Raw genomic sequence first — 19700 nt, 5'->3', positions numbered from 1 at the left:
TCGCGCATACTGCTAGTACGTAGATGAGGCAGGATAGAAGGCACCACACGCCGATCTTCGTGGGCGACGAACCTCGTCGTTTCGAGGACCGATATGGTCTAGTGGTGCCAACGGGGTCGAATGACCGGACAAGAAAGTTGAGTCCAGTGCCAAAACATGACGGGCGTAACCAGAGCAACGCAGCGAGCCAGAGCAGCAGTGCCGATCAGACGGTAGATGTTGCACTGATCGGTGCGGGCATTATGAGCGCAACGCTCGGTTCGTTGCTTACTGAGCTCGAACCTGACTGGACCGTTTCGCTCTTTGAGCGTCTCGACGCAGCCGCTTCCGAAAGCAGCGACCCGTGGAATAACGCGGGGACCGGTCACTCGGCTTTGTGTGAACTTAACTACACGCCGCAGAACGCAGATGGTTCGGTCAGCATCGACAAGGCGTTAGACATTAACGAGCGCTTCCAAGTGTCCCGTCAGTACTGGGCTTACGCGGTGGAAAAGGGCATCCTGGGTAACCCCAGTCGCTTCATTAACCGCGTGCCGCACATGAGTTTCGTGCACGGCGCCGACAACGTCTCCTACCTGCGCAAGCGCTATGACGCGCTTGCGAGCCAAACCATCTTCAAGGGCATGGAGTACACGGAGGACAAAGACACCTTCGCCGAGTGGGTTCCCCTCATGGCGCGTCAGCGTGACTTCTCCGACCCCATTGCGCTCAATCGGTTTGACCTCGGCACAGACGTAGATTTCGGCGCTCTTACACGGCAACTGCTAACCCATCTCGGCTCATTCGGGTACGACATCCGCTTCGGCCACGAGGTATTGAACCTCAAGAAGCAATCTGATGGACGTTGGAAGCTCACCGTGCGGAATGTTCGCACGGGCGCCAAGCGAAACGTCATCGCACGGTTCGTCTTCGTCGGTGCGGGTGGCGGTGCTTTGCCGCTTCTGCAAAAGGCCGGTATCAAAGAAATCAACGGGTTCGGCGGATTCCCCATCAGCGGCCAGTTCCTTCGCTGCAACAATCCTGACCTAATTGAGCAGCACGAAGCCAAGGTGTATGGCAAAGCAGCTGTCGGCGCGCCGCCGATGTCTGTACCGCACCTCGATACACGAGTAATTGGAAACGAGCGTGGCCTGCTGTTCGGTCCCTACGCGGGATGGACACCCAAATTCCTTAAAGAAGGCAAACTAACCGACCTGTTCTTGTCGGTGAAGCCGAACAACATCATGCAAATGATGAGCGTCGGTATTCACGAAATGGGCCTGACGAAGTACCTCATCGAACAGGTTGTTCAGTCCGAGCAGACTCGCATCAACGCGCTCGCGGAGTTCTTGCCCGACGCGGAAGCGAAAGACTGGGAACTTATTACCGCTGGTCAGCGCGTGCAGACCATCCGCACTGGAAAAGACACGAAGGGCGTGCTGGAATTTGGCACCGCCATCGTCGCAGCTGAGGACGGTTCGATCGCAGGTCTACTGGGCGCGTCACCTGGGGCGTCGACGTGTGTACCAGCGATGCTTGAGGTACTTGAGCGCTGCTTCAGTTCCCGCTACCCGTCGTGGCAGAAAGACCTGGAGCGGATCATTCCTTCAGCCGGGCGACAGCTTAACGACGAACCAGGCTTGTACGACGAGGTGTGGGATTGGACCAACAAGGTTCTCAAACTCACTCCCGATTCAGCGTCAGGCCCACAATCAGGATCCGCAGCAGCCAACGCTGAGGCACCTGGCGACGACACAATCGAGGAAGAAGTCTCTGTCCAACCGTGACACGATCACCGTCAATTTCGGCTGAGCCGCAAATACCCGGTTACCCGTTCAGCGCGATCGTTGGGCATGACCAACTTCGGCTGTCCCTAATCCTCTGCGCAATCCACCCCGGTATCGGCGGGGTGCTTGTGCGGGGGGAAAAGGGAACAGCTAAATCCACCATCGTGCGAGCGTTGGCGCGTTTGCTGCCGCCGGTCGCTGGTACCGGAGTTGGCGCTGGCAGTGGAGTTGGCGCTGGCAGTGGAGTTGGCGCTGGCAGTGGAGTTGGCGCTGGCACTGACCATCGGTCGGCACACCTGGTGGAACTTCCGGTGGGAGCCACCGAGGACCGGGTGGTTGGCTCAATCGACCTCGAGAAAGTTCTTCGTGACGGTGAACGTGCATTCCAGCCGGGCTTGCTCGCGCGGGCTCACCAGGGTGTGCTCTACGTCGACGAAGTAAACCTCCTACACGATCACCTCGTTGACGTACTGCTCGATGCTGCCGCAATGGGCCGAGTGCATGTCGAGCGGGACGGGTTTTCCCACAGCTACCCATCAGTGTTTGTGCTTGTGGGAACAATGAACCCCGAAGAGGGGGAGCTGCGCCCGCAGTTGCTTGACCGGTTTGGGTTGACTGTTGACGTCATCGCATCGCGCGAGGTGAGCGTGCGCGCTGAAGTAGTGCGCCGCCGGTTGGCGTATGAACTTGATCCTGACGGATTCGTCGAAAAGTACAGCAGCGGAGACGCCGAATTAGCGGAGCGCATCGCGGCAGCGCGTGATCGGCGCAGCTCCGTTGCTCTTCCCGATGTCGAGGTGCGACGCATTGCGTCGCTGTGTGCCCAGTTTGATGTTGATGGAATGCGCGCCGACCTTGTGATTGCGCGAACGGCGATAGCGCACGCCGCGTGGCGCGGAGCCGACGCCGTGGCGGAAGAAGACGTCCGTGTTGCGGCGGAACTTGCATTGCCGCATCGTCGGCGCAGAGACCCGTTCGATGAGCCAGGGCTAGACAGCGAGCAGCTCGAACAGGCTCTCGAACAAGCGAAGCTCGATGCAGGCGACCCAGATTTATCTCGCGACCCAGGTTCGTGTCACGACCCAGGTGCTACTCCTGAGCAACGCGATGCGAGTCCTGACGATTCTGGTCCTGAAGACCCACGCGACCCCGGTCCAGACGACCCCGGTCCAGACGACCCCGACCCAGACGACCCCAGTCCAGACGATTCAGGTCCAGACGATTCAGGGCCGGGCGGCGGCGCTGAAGCACCGGAAGCATCCCCAGGCGCACCGTCGAAAACGAACTCGCGTTCCCAACGATCGGCTGCGCCTGATGCTCCGTTTCGGGCCAGGCTGATTGAAGTTCCAGGTGTAGGAGACGGCGCACCAGGACGCCGCTCGCGGTCACACTCGGAGCGCGGTCGCGCTGTCCGTGCGACAACCTACAGCGGCCGGGGCATCCATGTCCCTGCCACTGTGATCAGCGCAGCCGAAAACACGTCGGTTCGTGGTCGGGTTTCCGTTTGTCCCAGTGATGTGCGCGGTGTAGATCGCGAAGGCAAAGAAGGCAACCTGGTGGTGTTCGTCGTGGACACGTCGGGGTCGATGGCGGCTCGCGATCGCCTCGCTTCGGTTACCGGAGCCGCAGTGTCGCTTTTGCGCGACGCATATCAACGGCGTGACAAAGTAGCCGTGATCACGATGCGTGGCACAGAAGCTGAACTTGTCTTGCCTCCAACGAACTCGGTCGACATCGCTGCGCGGCGATTGGCGGACATCCGCACCGGTGGACGGACACCGCTCGCTGAAGGCCTGGTGTGTGCGCGAAAACTTGTCCGTCGAGAGCGGGTTCGTGACCCACATCGGCGTCCATTGATTGTCATCTTGACCGACGGTCGCGCAACGGCGGGTACGGATCCGGTCGGGCGTGCGCATTTCACAGCCGCTGCGTTAGCGCGCGAAGGAACCGCGTCCATCACCGTCGACTGCGAACGGGGCATGGTGGAACTCGGTTTGGCTCGGGACCTTGCCCGACATCTGCGCGGAGGATATGTGCGACTCGCTGATCTCTCAGCTGATGCTGTCAGTGGTGTTGTGCGCGCCGCCGCGTAGAAGGTTCACTTTTCGCCAACTTGAAAGGACGGTTATGCCGCAGGGAGTTCCAAGTCCGGGAAGCATTCCTCGTGATGGTCTCACTACGCGGCAACGCCGCAATCAGCCAGTTCTTGCTGTGAACACCGGGCCCGGCAAAGGTAAGTCCACGGCCGCGTTTGGCATGGCGATGCGAGCCTGGAATCAAGGCTTCAGCATTGGAGTGTTTCAGTTCGTCAAGAGCGCCAAATGGCGGGTGGGTGAAGAAGCCGCGTTGCGGGCACTCGGCGATGCATACGTCGCAACAGGTGCTGGCGGACCGGTGGAATGGCACAAGATGGGTGAAGGTTGGTCATGGATCCGCAAGACTGGTGATGATGCGGACCATGCGGCCGCCGCCCGGGACGGTTGGGCAGAAATCTCCAGAAGGCTACAAAGTGAGCAGCACCGGTTTTATGTGCTCGATGAGTTCACGTACCCGTTGAAGTGGGGTTGGATCGACACTGCCGAGGTGGTGGAAACGCTAGTGAATCGGCCTGGGAATCAGCACGTCGTCATCACTGGTCGAGATGCGCCTGCTGAGCTGATTGAGGTCGCAGATCTTGTCACCGAGATGACCAAGATTAAACACCCTATGGATGCGGGACGGAAAGGCCAGCGAGGTATCGAGTGGTGAGCACTCCCGCTATCGTGCTCGCAGCGCCCGCATCGGGCAGCGGCAAGACAACCGTAGCCACTGGCATCATGGGTGCCTTACGTGCCTCTGGTAAGCGCGTAGCGCCATTCAAAGTGGGCCCCGACTACATTGACCCCGGCTACCATTCTCTGGCGTCAGGGCGCGTAGGACGCAATCTCGACCCAGTCCTCACCAGTGCAGCGTTGATCGGTCCGTTGTTTCGCCACGGTTCGGATGGCGCAGATATCGCCGTCATCGAAGGCGTCATGGGGCTTTTTGATGGCCGGATTGGCACGGCTGAACCAGCCGAAGGATCCACTGCTCAGGTTGCCGCTCTGCTTGGGGCCCCGGTCATCCTGGTGGTCGATGTGCGAGGGCATAGCCAAAGCCTCGCGGCACTGTTGCACGGTTTCGCCACTTACGACGTCCGGGTGCGGATTGCTGGGGTGATTCTGAATCACGTCGGTAGCGAACGTCATGAGCGGGTACTGAGGGACGCGTGTGAACGCGCCGGGCTACCTGTTTTCGGCGTCATTCCACGATCTGACCCCCTCGCTGTGCCCTCTCGACACCTAGGTCTCGTTACGGCCTCGGAACACGGCTCCCGCGCGCAGGACGCAGTTGCCGCCATGTCAGAGTTGGTCCGCACAAGTGTCGACCTTGCCGCCCTTACCCGCATCGCTCGTTCATCGGTGGCGCAGCTCCCGTGGAGTCCAGACTTCACGTTGCGCGAGCCCGCGACACCAGTCCGGATCGCTTTAGCTTCTGGCCCTGCCTTCACGTTTACCTATGCCGAGCAGCGAGAACTTCTTGCAGCCATTGGGGCGGAAGTTGTTGAGTTTGATCCGCGGTGCGACGCTCTGCCCGAAGACTCTGCAGGCATCATTTTGCCTGGAGGTTTCCCGGAGGAGCATGCCGCCGAACTTTCGGCGAATACCGGATTGGCTGAGCAAATTCGGACCGCGATAGCCCGCGGCGTACCTGTTCACGCCGAGTGCGCGGGACTCCTCTACCTTGGGCGGTCGCTGGATAGCCACCCGATGGTGGGTGCGCTCGACATCGCAGCAGAGTTCGGGTCCCGACTGGTACTCGGATATCGCGACGCCGTGGCCCTACAAGATTCGGCGATGTTTGCTGCAGGGCAACGAGTCACGGGCCATGAGTTTCATCGCACGTATCTCAGTGAATCCCCACCGGTTGGGCAGAGCGCTTGGGCCTGGCGAGACCACAATGACGTCACCGTGCGGGAAGGCGTTGTGTCGGGCCCGACCCAGGGTTCGGTGCATGCCTCGTACTTGCACACTCACCCCACTGCGCATCCTGAATCCATCGCCAGATTCGTCGCTGCAGCGAGGTCAGGTGCGGAGGTTCGCACATGATCATTACCGCAGGTATTGGGCTATCTTCGCGTGCCGGGCCTGCCGACGTGTTCGACATGCTAACGACGTTGGCGCGCGCTGCGCATGTCCTGACATTCGTAGGCGTAGGCACTCTCGACCAACGGCGTGATAATTCCGCGTTGATCGACGGTGTTGCGGAGTTTGCGCCGATCGCGATTTCCGGCTTTTCCGCGTCTCAGCTAGGAGCTGTTTCCGTGCATGCGCCCAATAGTTGGGTCCTTGACACAGTTGGCACACCGAGCGTTGCGGAAGCATCAGCGATGTGCGCGGCCAGACTCTATGCTGCGAACGCGAACGGTGCCGCTGAGCAGGCTCGAATTGCAGATGTTGCGCACCGCAAGGGAGTGCGACCCACGCATCGTGTGGCGATTGACGTGCTAGTACCCAAAACTCTGGGCCGTTACGTCACAGGAGCTGTCGCTTGCGCCACGTGGACAGACCGGGTGTGGACAGACAGGGTGTCTTTGGCCGATACGAATTATTCGACTGCCCATACAACCGACTAGGCTAATCCGATATTGGTCTGGGCCTCACAATTGGGCTCCGCTGGAAGGAGAGTTGACGTGACCGGCGATGCCGCACCGTACCTCGTAGGTCTTGATCTTGTCGGCCGCCGTGTCGTTGTAGTTGGGGGAGGGTCTGTTGCGCAGCGGCGATTGCCGCTGCTCGTCTCCTCGGGCGCAGTTGTTGAGGTTGTCACTATCGAGGCAACCGCTGCAGTTGAGGCAATGGCCACAGCCGGACATATCACGTTGACTCTGCGGCCCTACCAAACCGGCGACCTCGCTGATGCTTGGTATGCGATCGCGTCGACCGATGATCCCGACGTTAACGCTGCAATCGTCGCGGAGGCTGAGTCGCACAAGATCTTCTGCGTCCGAGCGGACAATGCGCGGCAAGGCACAGCCGTGACACCAGCGTCTGCGTCATTTGATGGACTCACCTTCGGTGTCGTGGCCGGTGGTAATCATCGGCGCTCTGCGGCTATTCGAAACGCAATCCATGACGCGCTGCAGACAGGAATCATCGATGACCGTCAAGGGAGTGGCACGTCGTACACCGGCGTCGCGCTCGTCGGTGGCGGACCGGGTGACCCAGACCTCATCACAGTGCGCGGACGCAGGTTGCTCTCGCATGCCGATGTTGTGGTGGCAGATCGTCTCGCCCCGCCGGAGCTTCTCGCTGAGCTTTCCCCGACGGTCGAAGTAATTGACGCTTCCAAAATCCCCTATGGGCGATCGATGGCGCAAGAAGCTATCAATGATGTTCTGATTGAGCGGGCGCGTGCGGGAAAGTTTGTCGTTCGGCTCAAGGGCGGCGATCCCTATTTGTTCGGACGGGGATTTGAGGAACTGCTCGCATGCGTGGAGGCTGAGATTCCTGTCACAGTGGTGCCTGGTATCTCCAGTGCGTTTGCTGTCCCAGCTGCGGCCAATGTGCCCGTCACTCACAGGGGTGTCGCGCATGAGGTTGTGGTTGTGAGTGGGCACGTACCACCGGGGCATCCGCAGTCGCTCACTGATTGGTCTGCCCTTGGCAGAATGAAAGGCACAATCGTGCTGCTCATGGGGGTAGAACGCATCAACCAGTTCGCTGACGCTCTTATGAGCGCAGGGCGTGCGCCCACTACTCCAGTGACGGTTATACAAGAGGGCACGACACGCTCACAAAAGGTGCTTCGGGCGGACCTCAATACTGTCGCAACTCAGATCACTCAACACGGTATCCGCCCTCCTGCGATTGTCGTTATTGGGCCTGTGGCGGGTCTCGCACCTGATATTTGCTGAAACAAATCAACACTTAGATAACGATAGGTAACAGAGAGGCAGTAAATCGACGCAAAGGAGCGCGAACTGTGGGTACGAACCCCAATGCTGGTAACCGGCGAACCGCTGCCGGGCACCCCGCAGATGGCGCATCCATTACCGTAGTTAATGAGTCACCAGAAGCCAGTGTGGGCGGAGGCAGTAGCAGCGTGGTCGAGAACGGTCCAGCAACACGGGTGCTCGGATGGGCCATCGTAGTTCTCAGCGCACTCCAACTAATGGTCGTCCTCGATGGGACCGTCGTTAACCTTGCCCTCGCGCGACTTCAGGATGACCTCGGCCTCACCGACAGCGGTCGAACATGGGTCATCACCAGTTACGCGCTTGCGTTCGGCGGCCTCATGCTCCTTGGCGGTCGTCTCGGTGACTCCTTCGGCCGAAAACGAATGTTCATGTTCGGCGTCGCACTGTTCACCTTCGCGTCCCTCATCGCGGGTGTTGCAACGACAGACTCAATTCTCATTTTTGCCCGCGGTCTTCAAGGTGTCGGTGCCGCCGTCGCGTCACCAACAGCCTTTGCTCTTGTCGCGACAACTTTTGCCGCAGGACCAGTCCGCAACCAAGCTTTTGCGATTTTCGCGATGATGACGGCACTCGGTTCGGTGTCCGGGCTTCTCGTGGGCGGCGCGCTCACTGAGGTTTCCTGGCGGTGGATCTTCCTCATCAATATTCCTATCGGTCTGTTGATCCTTGCGATGTCACGCCGGGCGCTGCCGGAATCGCAGGGGCCTCGGCGAAGCCTCGACGTTCCCGGGGCAATTCTTGCCACCCTCGGTTGTTCAGCACTCGTGTATGGACTCACACAGGGGGCAGAAGGCGGATGGGACTCCAACCTCGTTGTGGGTGCGATTGTCACGGGATTCCTCGTGCTCGGTATTTTCTTGTTGGTTGAGCGCAACGCTGACAACCCCTTGTTGCCATTCGTGCTGTTCCGTGACCGTGACCGCGTCGCTACGTTCGCGGCGATCGCCATAGCCGGTGCTATCACCATGTGCATGGCCGTCTTTGTGGCGCTTTTTGTTCAGGAGATTCTGGGATTCAGCCCATTGCAGGCCGGGCTATCCTTCGTTCCGTTCGCATTTGCACTCGGTATTGCAGCGCAAATTGCCGCAACCCTTGCAGTGAAGTTCCAACCGCGTTGGCTAGTTGCCACGGGTGGCGTGCTGATGACGATCGGACTCGGCTGGGCAGCGCAGATGGACCAAAGCTCGACGTATCTCGTTGACTTGTTGCCGCCCATCCTCGTTGTTGGTGCGGGTGTGGGTACAGCGGTTGTACCGCTAACCCTGTGTGCCGTTGCGGGTGTGCATTCCACCGAAATTGGACCACTCACCGCTATTGCACTTGTCGCCCAAACACTTGGTGGCGCGCTAGGGCTTGCGGTCGTTGGGGCGTTTGCGACGTCGCGGACGCGGTACCTCGGTGGTATCAGTGGGCCTGTTAGCGATATGACCGATGCCCAAGTCGTTTTCCTTGGCCAGGGATACATGTTCGCGATTGCGATTGCTGCAGCTCTTGCAGCGCTACTAACCGTGGTCGTGGCGTTGTGGATGCGCTTCACCCCCGAGCACGTGGCCCAGGCACGTGCCGCACAAGACGCAGCTCCGGTGATTTAGTTTTCTATGGCTGCGTGACGATTGTTAGTTCACTTTCGCCTGAAACTTCAGCATGGAGACCATTTCTTTTAGCGATCGAGGCGACGTCAGAAATATCTGTGGGCTCAAGTTTGCTCAATGAGAGCGCCCTTGCCAGCAGGCCTTTGTGATGTTTGTTGAAGTGACTGACAACTTTTCTTGATCCATCTTCACGTTCAGTCACGACTGTCGCAGTGACGGCCCCCTCGACTGGGCCAAGCGCGGCATAGCCGCCTGAGCGAAGGTCAATCACAATCCCTACATCGAGTTGCTCGAGTTCTTGCGATAGAACAGTCCGCCACAGTGCCCGCAATGTGGGCTGCCCTGGAATCCGGGCGGTGGCGGAAAACTTGTAGTAGGGGATTTGGTCGTCGGCTCGAACAACGCCGAAAAGTGCTGACCCTATTGCGAGGCGCTCCACCGCATGCCCGCGTTCGCTGATTTTCATCGAGGCGATGTCTAGTGCGTCGTAGAGAACTCCGGTGTAGCGGTCGATTGCCGCCATGGTGGGCGACTGTCGCAACTGGGCATTCGCGGTGATGTCGTCACTCTGGCGGGGCCCCAACTTGAGTGCTTTCGCACAGGCATCTTCATCTTGTGCAAGCTCAACAAGTGCTGACATCAGATGTTCCCGTATGGGGTTGAGTTGAGGAAGACTCAAAGTCTCGACCTCGATTTTGGGGCCGGTTCCGCCTGGAGATTTTGATTCCGACGGTGGAAGCAGAATGAGCATCAACACACCCTAACGGTCGTCCTGTTTTCTCAGTTGTCAGTGCAACACGATAGTGTTGCATGCCGTGATCACCCGCCTTTCTCACTTGTTCCTTCGTACCCTTCGCGACGACCCGGCTGACGCCGAAGTGCCGAGCCACAAATTGCTTGTGCGCGCGGGATACATTCGCCGTGTCGCACCCGGCATCTACTCTTGGCTTCCATTGGGGCTGAGGGTGCTTCGTGAAGTTGAGCGTGTGGTTCGTGAAGAAATGGATGCGATTGGGGCGCAGGAAATATCGCTGCCCTCTCTGTTGCCTCGTGAGCCATACGAAGCCACTGGCCGCTGGACAGAATACGGAGATGGGCTGTTTCGGCTCAAAGATCGGAAAAACGCCGATTACCTTCTCGGCCCCACTCATGAAGAGTTGTTCGCCCTCACAGTGAAGGGCGAGTACAGCTCCTACAAAGACTTGCCTGTAATTCTCTACCAAGTGCAGACGAAGTACCGCGACGAGGAACGCCCTCGTGCTGGCATTTTGCGCGGACGCGAGTTCGTCATGAAGGACTCCTACTCGTTCGATGTGACAGATGAGGGTCTCGCTGAGTCGTATCAAAAGCACCGCGCGGCGTACCAGCGCATCTTCGATCGGCTTGGGCTGAAATACGTCATCGTCGCTGCCACTTCCGGCGCGATGGGCGGCAGCGCTTCTGAAGAATTCCTCGCCGAAAGTGAGATCGGTGAGGACACCTTTGTGCGCTGCATCGAAACTGGCTACGCAGCCAATGTGGAGGCCGTAACAACACCGGCGCCGCCTGCGCAGTCCTTTGAGGACACCCCCGCAGCAAAGGTTTTCGACACCCCTGGCACCCCCACGATTGCCTCACTTGTTGAGTGGGCCAACACCGAAGACGAGGTAACGGAGCGACTTGGTCGTCCCGTTACAGCCGCTGACACCCTCAAGAACGTGATGGTGAAGGTGCGCCGACCAGGAAATGAGTGGGAACTGCTCGCCATCGGCATCCCCGGCGACCGTGATGTCGACGCCAAACGGCTCGAAGCGTCTTTGGCGCCCTCTGAAGTTGAGGTGATCGACGATGAAGACTTTAAGAAGTATCCGTTCCTCGTCAAGGGATACATCGGCCCCGAAGCTCTCATCGCTAACAAGGTCCGCTACCTCGTAGATCCTCGCGTTGTAGCAGGAACCCGGTGGATCACCGGAGCGAATGAAAACGGCAAACATGTCGTTGACCTCGTAGCTGGACGAGATTTCGAAGCTGACGGCACGATTGAAGCGGCAGACGTGCGCGATGGTGATGTGGCACCCGACGGTCAAGGAACATTGGTCTCGGCCCGCGGAATCGAGATCGGTCATATCTTCCAACTCGGTCGTAAATACACCGACGCGTTCGAACTAGATGTTCTCGACGTCAACGGAAAACCCGCTCGCGTCACAATGGGGTCATACGGCGTGGGTGTGTCCCGCCTGGTAGCTGTAATTGCTGAGCAGATGCATGACGACAAAGGGCTGCGCTGGCCGGTGGAGGCTTCACCGGCGGACGTGCACGTCGTCATCGCAAACAAGGATGAGCAAGCGCGGGTCGGTGCTGAAAGCATCGCTGGCAAACTCGATGAATCCGGGCTCCGCGTCATCCTGGATGATCGCAAAGCTTCCCCAGGCGTGAAATTCAAGGATGCAGAGTTACTCGGCATTCCGAAGGTCGTTGTCGTTGGCCGTGGCTGGGCAAACGGTGTGGTCGAAATTCGTGATCGCGTTTCCGGCGAAAGCCGCGAGGTCGCAATCGACGACGTTGTAGACGAACTCACCTAAAAGCGGCGTCGATCCCTCATTATTGGGTGTGTGGCCTCTTCTGAACATCCCATCGGATCTGCACAAGACGTTGACGCTGTAGAGGACTTCATCGTCTCTACAGTGGTCAAGCCCGACGATTTTGCGCTGGCGGCATTGCGTCGCGCCGCTGAACACGGGTTGCCGTCCATCGAAGTGATGCCAAACCATGGCAAATTCTTGCAACTGCTTGCGCAGCTACGGGGCGCTCGCCGCATTCTCGAAATCGGCACCCTTGGGGGATTCAGCACCTTGTCGCTCGCTCGTGCTGTCCCGCGCGACGGAAGCGTCGTCACTATTGAGCACAACCCTGACTACGCAGAAGTTGCCAAGGAAACTCTCTCCGCAGCACATCTGGGGGATGTCGTTGACATTCGTATTGGCGACGCGCGAGCGGTCCTGGACGAGTTGCAAAACGAACTTTCGGATCCTGACATCGATTCCGAACTGTTCGACTTCGTGTTTATTGACGCAGACAAAGAAAACGTCCCCCACTACCTCACAGCAGCACTAGAGCTGTGTGCGGAAGGGGCAGCGATAGTGCTCGATAATGCCGTCTGGCATGGCGCGATCATTGATCCACAAGACGAAGCCGCTCTGGGGGTCCGAGGCGGGCTCGAATTGTTGGGCAGTCATCCTCACCTCGATGCCACCGTCATACAAACAGTTGGCACCAAAGGCTGGGACGGATTCGCGCTGGCATTGGTCAATCGCACCTAGGTTCCAGGAAACGCCTCGGTCGCGGGTGACTGGTCGAGAACGAGCCTCCATCGTGTCGCTCGGACCGAGGCATCAGACAACGCATCAACAGCAGTAGCACGCACTTCGCGCACTGCTGTGCGTTCCACGACTGCCCGCCACGCGGCAGCGCAGTCAGTTTCGACGACCAGTGCAGCATCTAGTGCGCTGGCATCGGAGTTCACGGGAAAGCTCGTGTGGTAAGCGGGCGCGGGCACAACAGGGGGATGGTTTGACTCAGCGATGAGGTCAACGATGGCGTCCCTACGACTCCTATGCGCGGCGAGGGCCAACGACACAGAGTTGCGTTGATCGTTGCGGATGAACGCCGCTATCGCCCCATATAGGAATACTGCCGCGTGCTCGCGATCAAGTGCGTACGCGAGCGCTTCGGGCCCGGTAGTAGATGTATTGCTCTGATTCTCTTGCGCCGAAAATGGGGGAATGACTTGTCGGCCGCCGATTTGTTGCACGCTCACCTTTCCAACACCACGCGGTGACTATGACACGAAGCACAAATAGAGGCCAAAAGCCCAGCGCGGTATCCGGAGGCTTGGACTGCGTAGGTCTCTGCCATCTCCGCAGACTCCCGCAACTGCGTACGAACCTCTTGGAGTGACGGTGGCGACGATGGCGCGTACTCAGCGACCGCATCGTCCGTCGGCGCAATCCCGTCATCGGTCGTCATTGGGGGATCAGTAACGCGGCGACCGCGTGCGCGGACAATTTCACGGCGTAGATAGGTTGCGTGTTCAAGTCGCTGATCACGCACGTACCCAAGCACGTTCGCCTGGTCCGGCGACATGGTGATCGCAGCTTGCGCCAACGCTGCGCTTCTCAATGCGGACGCTAGGTGATCGTTGAGTTCATCTTCTTCTGGTGCTGGCGGCTCCGGTGCCGTAAGGCGAGGGATCACCCGTTCTGACACTGCACACCCGGTTTGGGTGGTGGCGAATACAACCCCAAGTGTGCCGATTGATCCGATCGTCAAGAGCTTCCGGCGGGTCAGCGAGTTGCTAGATGCCCACCGAAAACGTCGCGGTGTGGACGGAGTTGAGGGTTCGCGGGAGTGCACGGTCCTATCCTGCCACCTTTTGCACGCTAAGCTAGAGCCTCACGTAGACGCGGTAGCGCCTACCAGAGCAGTGCTGCCACTAATTGAACGAAGGGTGCCTTCATGCCAGTGCCGTCCCAGGAAGACCTGGCCGGAATCGTGTCGCCAATGGCCCAACGACACGGATTCGACTTGGAGGAAGTGCGCGTGTCGCCAGATGGGCAGCGTAGTTCGGTGGCTGTTGTCGTTGACGCTGACACTGCACCAAGCCTTGACATCCTTGCTCAACTCAGCCGTGAGGTGTCCGAGGAACTTGATGCTTTGAACGTCTTTGGCGAGATGCCATACGTCCTCGAAGTTACCTCTCCTGGAGTAGATCGTCCGCTGACAATGCCGCGCCATTGGCGGCGCGCTCGCGGGCGCAAGGTGGCAGTACGCGCTGGTGGTCGAACAATTGAAGCGAGAGTGGGGGCGCTCGTTGGTGATGCAGAAGCGCCAACTGGTGTTCAACTCATTGTGGTTGGGGCTGACGGTCCAACCGCTCACGTCCTTGACCTTGCTGAAGTGAAAAATGCGGTGGTCCAGGTTGAGTTCTCTTCCCCGGACCCGCGTGAAGTTGCGCTCGCTATGGGCACGACAGACGATCGACACGATAGTGACAACAAGTAGGAGTTCGACAAGTGAACATCGATATATCCGCGTTGCGAGCCATTGAGGACGACAAGGGCGTCCCAGTGGACATGATCATTGAGGCAATTCAAAGTGCCTTGTTGACGGCGTACCGCCACACTGACGGGCACCAGCCGCAAGCTCGGATCGATATCGACCGCAAGTCTGGCACAGTGTCTGTGCTGGCATGTGAGTACGACGCGGAGGGCAATCTTGTTGCTGAGTGGGATGACACTCCAGCGGGATTTGGGCGGATCGCTGCAACGACAGCTCGTCAGGTGATCCTTCAGCGCCTGCGCGACGCTGAGAATGACCGTGCATATGGCGAGGTAGTTGCCCACGAGGGGGAGATCGTCGGCGGAGTAGTGCAACGCGATTCGCGGGCCAATGCTCGCGGAATGGTTGTGGTGCGCATTGGTAGCGAGGTGAGCAAAACCGAAGGTGTGATTCCGGCGGCTGAGCAGGTACCTGGCGAAACCTACGAGCATGGCGATCGGTTGAAGTGCTATGTCGTTGGTGTGGCACGGAACCCCCGAGGCACACAAATTAACTTGTCACGAACTCACCCAAACTTGGTTCGTAAGCTTTTTGCGCTCGAAGTTCCTGAAATTGCTGACGGGACCGTGGAGATTGTTGCGGTTGCGCGCGAGGCTGGGCACCGATCGAAGATTGCGGTGCGTTCGCATATTGCAGGCTTGAACGCCAAGGGCGCGTGTATCGGTCCGATGGGACAGCGTGTGCGCAATGTGATGAGCGAATTGGCTGGTGAGAAGATTGACATCATCGACTATGACGAGGATCCGGCGAAGTTTGTGGCGAATGCGCTGTCGCCGTCGCGAGTGATATCAGTCACGGTTGTTGATCTTGCGACGCGTGCGGCGCGAGTGGTTGTACCAGACTTCCAGCTGTCCCTTGCCATTGGCAAGGAAGGGCAGAATGCACGGCTCGCGGCACGTCTCACAGGCTGGCGGATCGACATCCGCAGCGATGCGGGAGACGACAGCGAACGCTAACTATGTCCGCCGGGTCGGTTTTGGCGGGTCTGATGTGGTGCGGTCGATTGGGCACTGCCATGTGGTGGTGCGGTATGGAAAAGTATCCGCATTTAGCGATTAGCCAGTATCGCGCTACACTCATGGGTGGTTCAACGTGATTTACTGTTCGATTTCAGCAACGCAGAATCGTCCGGCGGCAGCGCCGGTGCGAACCTGCGTTGGATGTCGGCGCCGTACGTTAGCTGCTGATCTGCTGAGGGTCGTGGCACAGAGGAGCGGTACCCACCGTTTCCGTCTAGTCCCCGATCTGCGTCGTAGACTTCCGGGCCGAGGTGCATGGTTGCACTTTAGCCAGGACTGTTTTGACAAAGCAGTGAAGCGTAAAGCGTTCGGCCGGGCGTTGCGAGTGTCAGGGGAACTTGATGCTGCGGAACTCGCCAGTATTGTTGTGCGGGACAGTCAAACACCCGAAATGGTGAGTGCGGATTCGGCAACGGATGCGCACAGAAACGACGGTTTCGTGCAGGATGGACTATGACAGCGCGACCTGCGAGAAGGGTAGGCACGAGCACACATGAGCAAGCAATGAAGTTTCCGCGATGAGTAACCATCTGCGATAACCCGAGGTCGTGCGGGCCTGACTGACGCCGCTCGACCTCACTAGTGAGGAGAGTAGTGCCAGGCAAGATCCGCGTGCACGAGCTTGCAAAAGAGCTCAGCACTTCAGGACAGACGGTCACAAGCAAAGAGCTTTTGGCCAAACTCAAAGAACAAGGCGAATTCGTCAAATCGGCGTCGTCGACAGTGGAAGCGCCTGTTGCGCGTCGTATGCGTGAGCAGTTTGCATCGCAAGGCGCTTCAGCAGAGCCAGCCACAGGCCGTTCCGGCAGCGAAGCAGGGAAAGCCTCAGCGGCACCCGCTTCAGCGTCCGGAAATAAGCCTTCCGCGCCTTCAACGGCTGCGGCGAAACCTGCGACGCCAGGAACTGCTTCTGCAGGCCGTCCAGGTCCTAAACCAGGTCCAACTCCAGGGCCCGCAAAGAAGAGCCCAGCAAGTGCCGAGCCCGCTGCGTCGGACACGACGTCAAAGCCAGGTCCAAAGGCAAAAGCGGCTTCGCCACAACCGGGTAGTGCAACACCTTCACCTGCCCCAGTAGCGAAGAAGCCATCACCGGCGAAACCACGCTCGACAGCGCGCGATGCCCAAACTGGCGACCAAACTTCGGCGCAGACAACCGCTGCTCCCGAAGCTGCTGGTGCGGCCAAGCCGGGTTCAGCGAAAGCTGCCGGCCCTAAGCCAGGACAACCTAAGCGCGCAGCTGCAAGTGACGAAGCACCTGCGCCAGCAAGTGCGGAGGCACCAGCCCAGCGTCCAGCTGGTCCGAAGCCTGGTCAACGGTCACCACGGGTGGGTAACAACCCATTCAGTGCTCCTACAGAGCCTCCAGCTCCACGTACGGCACCCCCCGCCGCGGGTGGTCGCGCACCAGCGCCACGCCCAGGTGGTGGGCGCCCAGCACCAGGACAAGGTGCTCGCCCGGCACCTGGTCAAGGTGGTCCTCGGCCAACTCCAGGTCAGATGCCGCCACGGCCAAGCACACGCCCAGGCAGTGGACCCGGTGGACGACCACAAGCCGGTGGCGCAGGACGCCCAGCCGGGGGTCCAGGCGGACCAAGGCCTACTCCAGGCCAGATGCCGTCGCGCCCAAGCGCAAGTGGCATGCCGCCACGCCCAACTCCAGGCCAGATGCCGTCGCGATCAGCACGGCCAGCGCCCGGTGGTGGAGCAGGTCGCCCAGGTCGCCCAGGCGGCGGTCCCGGTGGACCAGGCGGTCCCGGTGGTCCAGGTGGTAGCCGCGGAGGGTTCCGTCCCGGCGGTGGCTCCGGTGGTCCAGGTGGTCCAGGCGGCTCCGGTGGTCCAGGTGGAGCACCAGGCGCACCAGGAGGTGCACCAGGAGGTTTCCGTGGACGCCCAGGTGGCGGCGGTCGCGGCCGTGGTGGAGCAGCAGGTGCGTTTGGTCGCCCAGGTGGCGCCCCACGCAGGGGTCGTAAGTCAAAGCGCCAGAAGCGCCAGGAATACGACTCAATGCAGGCTCCAAGCGTCGGCGGCGTACGGTTGCCACGAGGCAGCGGCGAGACTGTTCGTCTCGCACGTGGTGCCTCATTGGCGGACTTCGCGGAGAAGATCGATGCCAACCCAGCTGCGCTAGTACAGGCACTGTTCCACCTCGGTGAAATGGTGACTGCAACGCAGTCGGTAAGCGACGAAATTCTTGAGCTTCTCGGCAGCGAAATGAACTACAACGTTCTCGTCGTCAGCCCTGAAGACGAAGACCGTGAGCTACTCGAGCGTTTCGACCTCACCTTCGGTGAAGACGAAGGCGTCGATGAAGACCTCGAACAGCGGCCACCAGTGGTTACTGTCATGGGTCACGTGGACCACGGTAAGACTCGACTTCTCGACACAATTCGTAAAGCGAATGTGCGCGAAGGCGAAGCTGGCGGAATCACGCAGCACATCGGTGCCTACCAGGTTCTTACCGAACTTGAAGGCAACGAGCGCCTCATCACCTTCATCGACACACCAGGCCACGAAGCGTTCACCGCTATGCGTGCCCGTGGTGCGAAGGCCACCGACGTTGCCATCCTTGTGGTGGCCGCTGACGACGGCGTCATGCCTCAGACAATTGAAGCGCTGAACCACGCACAAGCGGCAGATGTGCCGATTGTTGTGGCAGTGAACAAGATTGATGTTGAAGGCGCCAACCCGGCGAAGGTTCGGCAGCAACTTACCGAATACAACCTTGTGGCCGAAGAATATGGTGGCGAAACCATGTTCGTCGACATCTCCGCCAAGCAAAACCTCAATGTTGATGCCCTGCTTGAGGCTGTTCTGCTCACCGCAGACGCCACGCTTGACTTGCGGGCCAACCCTGACCAAGACGCACAAGGTGTGGCAATTGAGGCACACCTCGACCGCGGTCGCGGACCCGTCGCGACAGTGCTCATCCAACGCGGAACCCTCCGCGTCGGTGATTCCATTGTCGCTGGTGACGCCTACGGTCGCGTTCGACGGATGCTTGACGAGAACGGCAAAGACGTTCACGAAGCAACACCGTCACGCCCAGTGCAGGTTGTTGGTTTCACATCCGTCCCAGGAGCAGGCGACAGCCTCCTCGTGGTGGATGAGGACCGAATCGCACGTCAGATCGCCGACCGGCGAAATGCACGCAAGCGAAATGCACTGGCCGCCAAGACCCGTAAACGGATCAGCCTTGAAGATCTGGATTCGGTGCTCAAGGAAACTCATCAACTCAACCTGATCATCAAGGGTGACAACTCCGGTACCGTCGAGGCACTGGAAGAAGCACTCCTGGGGATCGACGTTGGTGAAGAAGTAGAGCTTCGAATTATCGATCGCGGTGTCGGTGGAGTCACCGAAACTAACGTCAACCTCGCATCAGCATCCAATGCAATCATCATTGGATTCAATGTTCGCGCCGAAGGTAAAGCCACAGAGTTGGCGAACCGTGAAGGCGTCGAGGTTCGCTACTACTCGGTGATCTACAAAGCGATCGACGAAATCGAGCAGGCGCTTAAGGGCATGCTCAAGCCGATCTACGAAGAGGTCGAGTTGGGACGCACAGAAATCCGTGCGATCTTCAAATCGTCCAAGGTCGGTCTCATCGCAGGTTGTATGGTCCAGTCCGGAATTGTGCGGCGTAACGCCAAAGCACGCGTTATCCGTGACAATGTTGTCCTTGTCGAACAGACCACAGTTTCGTCGCTGCGGCGCGAAAAGGATGATGCAACCGAGGTTCGCGAAGGTTTCGAATGCGGTCTCACGCTGACGTTCAACGACATCCGTGTCGGCGACATCATCGAGTGCTACGAGATGCGAGAAAAACCACGCGAGTGACGCGCTCTGCAAGACGCTAAACGCGACTGGAAGGGGCATCGCCACGCGGCGATGCCCCTTTCGTGCACGACTATAAGGTGAGAAATATGTATGTGGGCGCTCTCGAAATTGATGTGCTCTTCGACGATGTGCGATCGCTGAAACAGAAGAGGTCACACATCAAACCCATCCTCGCCGAACTTAAGAAGTACGGAGTTGCGGTCAGCGAAGTCGGAGAACCCGACAGGCTGCGCCGCGCACTCATCGGTATCAGCGCAGTGAGCCGCGACGTCGGCCACGTTCACGAAGTCCTCAACACTTGTGAGCGGCACGTCGCCGGACGCCCCGAACTCGAACTACTATCGGTTCGGCGTCGCATCCTCGGACCTGAAGACTGACAGCCCTCGACACT

17 protein-coding genes are annotated in these 19700 nt (G+C 59.2%); 14 read left to right on the top strand and 3 right to left on the bottom strand.

Translation table 11 applies throughout. The annotated features are described in order from the left end of the window. The first annotated feature begins 146 nt into the window (after positions 1-146). The 7 genes from mqo to IEW73_RS05565 all read left to right on the top strand — a co-directional run bounded on the left by mqo (position 147) and on the right by IEW73_RS05565 (position 9356). The gene (gene mqo / locus IEW73_RS05595; protein ID WP_268236263.1) at positions 147-1766 is read left to right on the top strand and encodes a malate dehydrogenase (quinone); all 1620 of its coding nucleotides are present in this window, start codon (positions 147-149) and stop codon (positions 1764-1766) included. Further along, positions 1763-3859, top strand: coding sequence for a magnesium chelatase subunit D family protein (locus IEW73_RS05590; protein ID WP_229675779.1), 2097 nt, complete (start codon positions 1763-1765; stop codon positions 3857-3859). Before mqo ends, IEW73_RS05590 begins: the two co-directional genes overlap by 4 nt. 34 nt (positions 3860-3893) lie before the next feature. Beyond that, positions 3894-4514: a cob(I)yrinic acid a,c-diamide adenosyltransferase gene (gene cobO / locus IEW73_RS05585; RefSeq protein WP_188671435.1), complete on the top strand. Its 621-nt coding sequence runs from the start codon at positions 3894-3896 to the stop codon at positions 4512-4514. Beyond that, a complete protein-coding gene (locus IEW73_RS05580; RefSeq protein ID WP_372433591.1) occupies positions 4511-5893 on the top strand; it encodes a cobyrinic acid a,c-diamide synthase CobB in 1383 nt (460 codons plus the stop codon). The genes cobO and IEW73_RS05580 overlap by 4 nt, the downstream gene beginning before the upstream one ends. Beyond that, the gene (locus IEW73_RS05575; RefSeq protein ID WP_188671431.1) at positions 5890-6420 is read left to right on the top strand and encodes a cobalamin biosynthesis protein; all 531 of its coding nucleotides are present in this window, start codon (positions 5890-5892) and stop codon (positions 6418-6420) included. Before IEW73_RS05580 ends, IEW73_RS05575 begins: the two co-directional genes overlap by 4 nt. Positions 6421-6477: 57 nt before the next feature. Further along, the gene (gene cobA, locus IEW73_RS05570) at positions 6478-7701 is read left to right on the top strand and encodes a uroporphyrinogen-III C-methyltransferase (protein ID WP_188671429.1); all 1224 of its coding nucleotides are present in this window, start codon (positions 6478-6480) and stop codon (positions 7699-7701) included. A gap of 167 nt (positions 7702-7868) precedes the next feature. Beyond that, a complete protein-coding gene (locus tag IEW73_RS05565) occupies positions 7869-9356 on the top strand; it encodes an MFS transporter (protein WP_229675855.1) in 1488 nt (495 codons plus the stop codon). Positions 9357-9360: 4 nt separating this feature from the next. Here IEW73_RS05565 and IEW73_RS05560 read toward each other — a convergent pair whose 3' ends face one another. Next, complete coding sequence (locus tag IEW73_RS05560) at positions 9361-10107, bottom strand: YaaA family protein (protein ID WP_188671427.1); 747 nt, start codon at positions 10105-10107, stop codon at positions 9361-9363. A 64-nt stretch (positions 10108-10171) separates the two neighbouring features. On the opposite strand from IEW73_RS05560, the gene IEW73_RS05555 reads away from it, so the two are divergent. Together IEW73_RS05555 and IEW73_RS05550 are read left to right on the top strand one after the other, a co-directional pair. Next, on the top strand, positions 10172-11917 hold the full coding sequence (locus IEW73_RS05555; protein ID WP_188671424.1) for a proline--tRNA ligase: 1746 nt from the start codon (positions 10172-10174) through the stop codon (positions 11915-11917). Between the two features lie 30 nt (positions 11918-11947). Further along, on the top strand, positions 11948-12655 hold the full coding sequence (locus IEW73_RS05550; RefSeq protein WP_188671422.1) for an O-methyltransferase: 708 nt from the start codon (positions 11948-11950) through the stop codon (positions 12653-12655). Here IEW73_RS05550 and IEW73_RS05545 read toward each other — a convergent pair. Next, complete coding sequence (locus tag IEW73_RS05545; protein ID WP_188671420.1) at positions 12652-13152, bottom strand: ferritin-like domain-containing protein; 501 nt, start codon at positions 13150-13152, stop codon at positions 12652-12654. The two genes, IEW73_RS05550 and IEW73_RS05545, sit on opposite strands and share 4 nt — an antisense overlap. Next, entirely contained in the window at positions 13149-13748 is a 600-nt protein-coding gene (locus IEW73_RS05540) for a hypothetical protein (protein ID WP_188671418.1), read from the bottom strand. Before IEW73_RS05540 ends, IEW73_RS05545 begins: the two co-directional genes overlap by 4 nt. A 102-nt stretch (positions 13749-13850) precedes the next feature. On the opposite strand from IEW73_RS05540, the gene rimP reads away from it, so the two are divergent. The 5 genes from rimP to IEW73_RS05515 all read left to right on the top strand — a co-directional run bounded on the left by rimP (position 13851) and on the right by IEW73_RS05515 (position 19686). Next, positions 13851-14396, top strand: a complete 546-nt coding sequence (gene rimP / locus IEW73_RS05535; RefSeq protein WP_188671416.1) for a ribosome maturation factor RimP — start codon at positions 13851-13853, stop codon at positions 14394-14396. Between the two features lie 11 nt (positions 14397-14407). Then, positions 14408-15409 (top strand): transcription termination factor NusA, encoded by a 1002-nt coding sequence (nusA, locus tag IEW73_RS05530; RefSeq protein ID WP_188671414.1) that lies wholly within the window; start codon positions 14408-14410, stop codon positions 15407-15409. 136 nt (positions 15410-15545) lie between these two features. Beyond that, entirely contained in the window at positions 15546-15929 is a 384-nt protein-coding gene (locus IEW73_RS05525; RefSeq protein WP_373286499.1) for a YlxR family protein, read from the top strand. 137 nt (positions 15930-16066) lie between these two features. Beyond that, a complete protein-coding gene (gene infB / locus IEW73_RS05520) occupies positions 16067-19309 on the top strand; it encodes a translation initiation factor IF-2 (RefSeq protein ID WP_188671412.1) in 3243 nt (1080 codons plus the stop codon). Positions 19310-19395: 86 nt separating this feature from the next. Continuing rightward, the gene (locus IEW73_RS05515; protein ID WP_188671410.1) at positions 19396-19686 is read left to right on the top strand and encodes a DUF503 domain-containing protein; all 291 of its coding nucleotides are present in this window, start codon (positions 19396-19398) and stop codon (positions 19684-19686) included. Positions 19687-19700: the final 14 nt, after the last annotated feature.

Source organism: Hoyosella rhizosphaerae, assembly GCF_014643175.1.
In the GTDB taxonomy this organism is placed as follows: Bacteria; Actinomycetota; Actinomycetes; order Mycobacteriales; family Mycobacteriaceae; genus Lolliginicoccus; species Lolliginicoccus rhizosphaerae.
The sequence above is the reverse complement of the archived record's forward strand: the minus strand, read 5'-3'. Positions and strand labels throughout refer to the sequence as shown.

Bases quoted from the DNA above. Each gene is read 5' to 3' on its own strand.
- IEW73_RS05560 (WP_188671427.1), bottom strand. From the start codon at position 10,107: ATGCTCATTCTGCTTCCACCGTCGGAATCAAAATCTCCAGGCGGAACC.
- IEW73_RS05515 (WP_188671410.1), top strand. From the start codon at position 19,396: ATGTATGTGGGCGCTCTCGAAATTGATGTGCTCTTCGACGATGTGCGA.
- IEW73_RS05575 (WP_188671431.1), top strand. From the start codon at position 5,890: ATGATCATTACCGCAGGTATTGGGCTATCTTCGCGTGCCGGGCCTGCC.
- cobO (WP_188671435.1), top strand. From the start codon at position 3,894: ATGCCGCAGGGAGTTCCAAGTCCGGGAAGCATTCCTCGTGATGGTCTC.
- rimP (WP_188671416.1), top strand. From the start codon at position 13,851: ATGCCAGTGCCGTCCCAGGAAGACCTGGCCGGAATCGTGTCGCCAATG.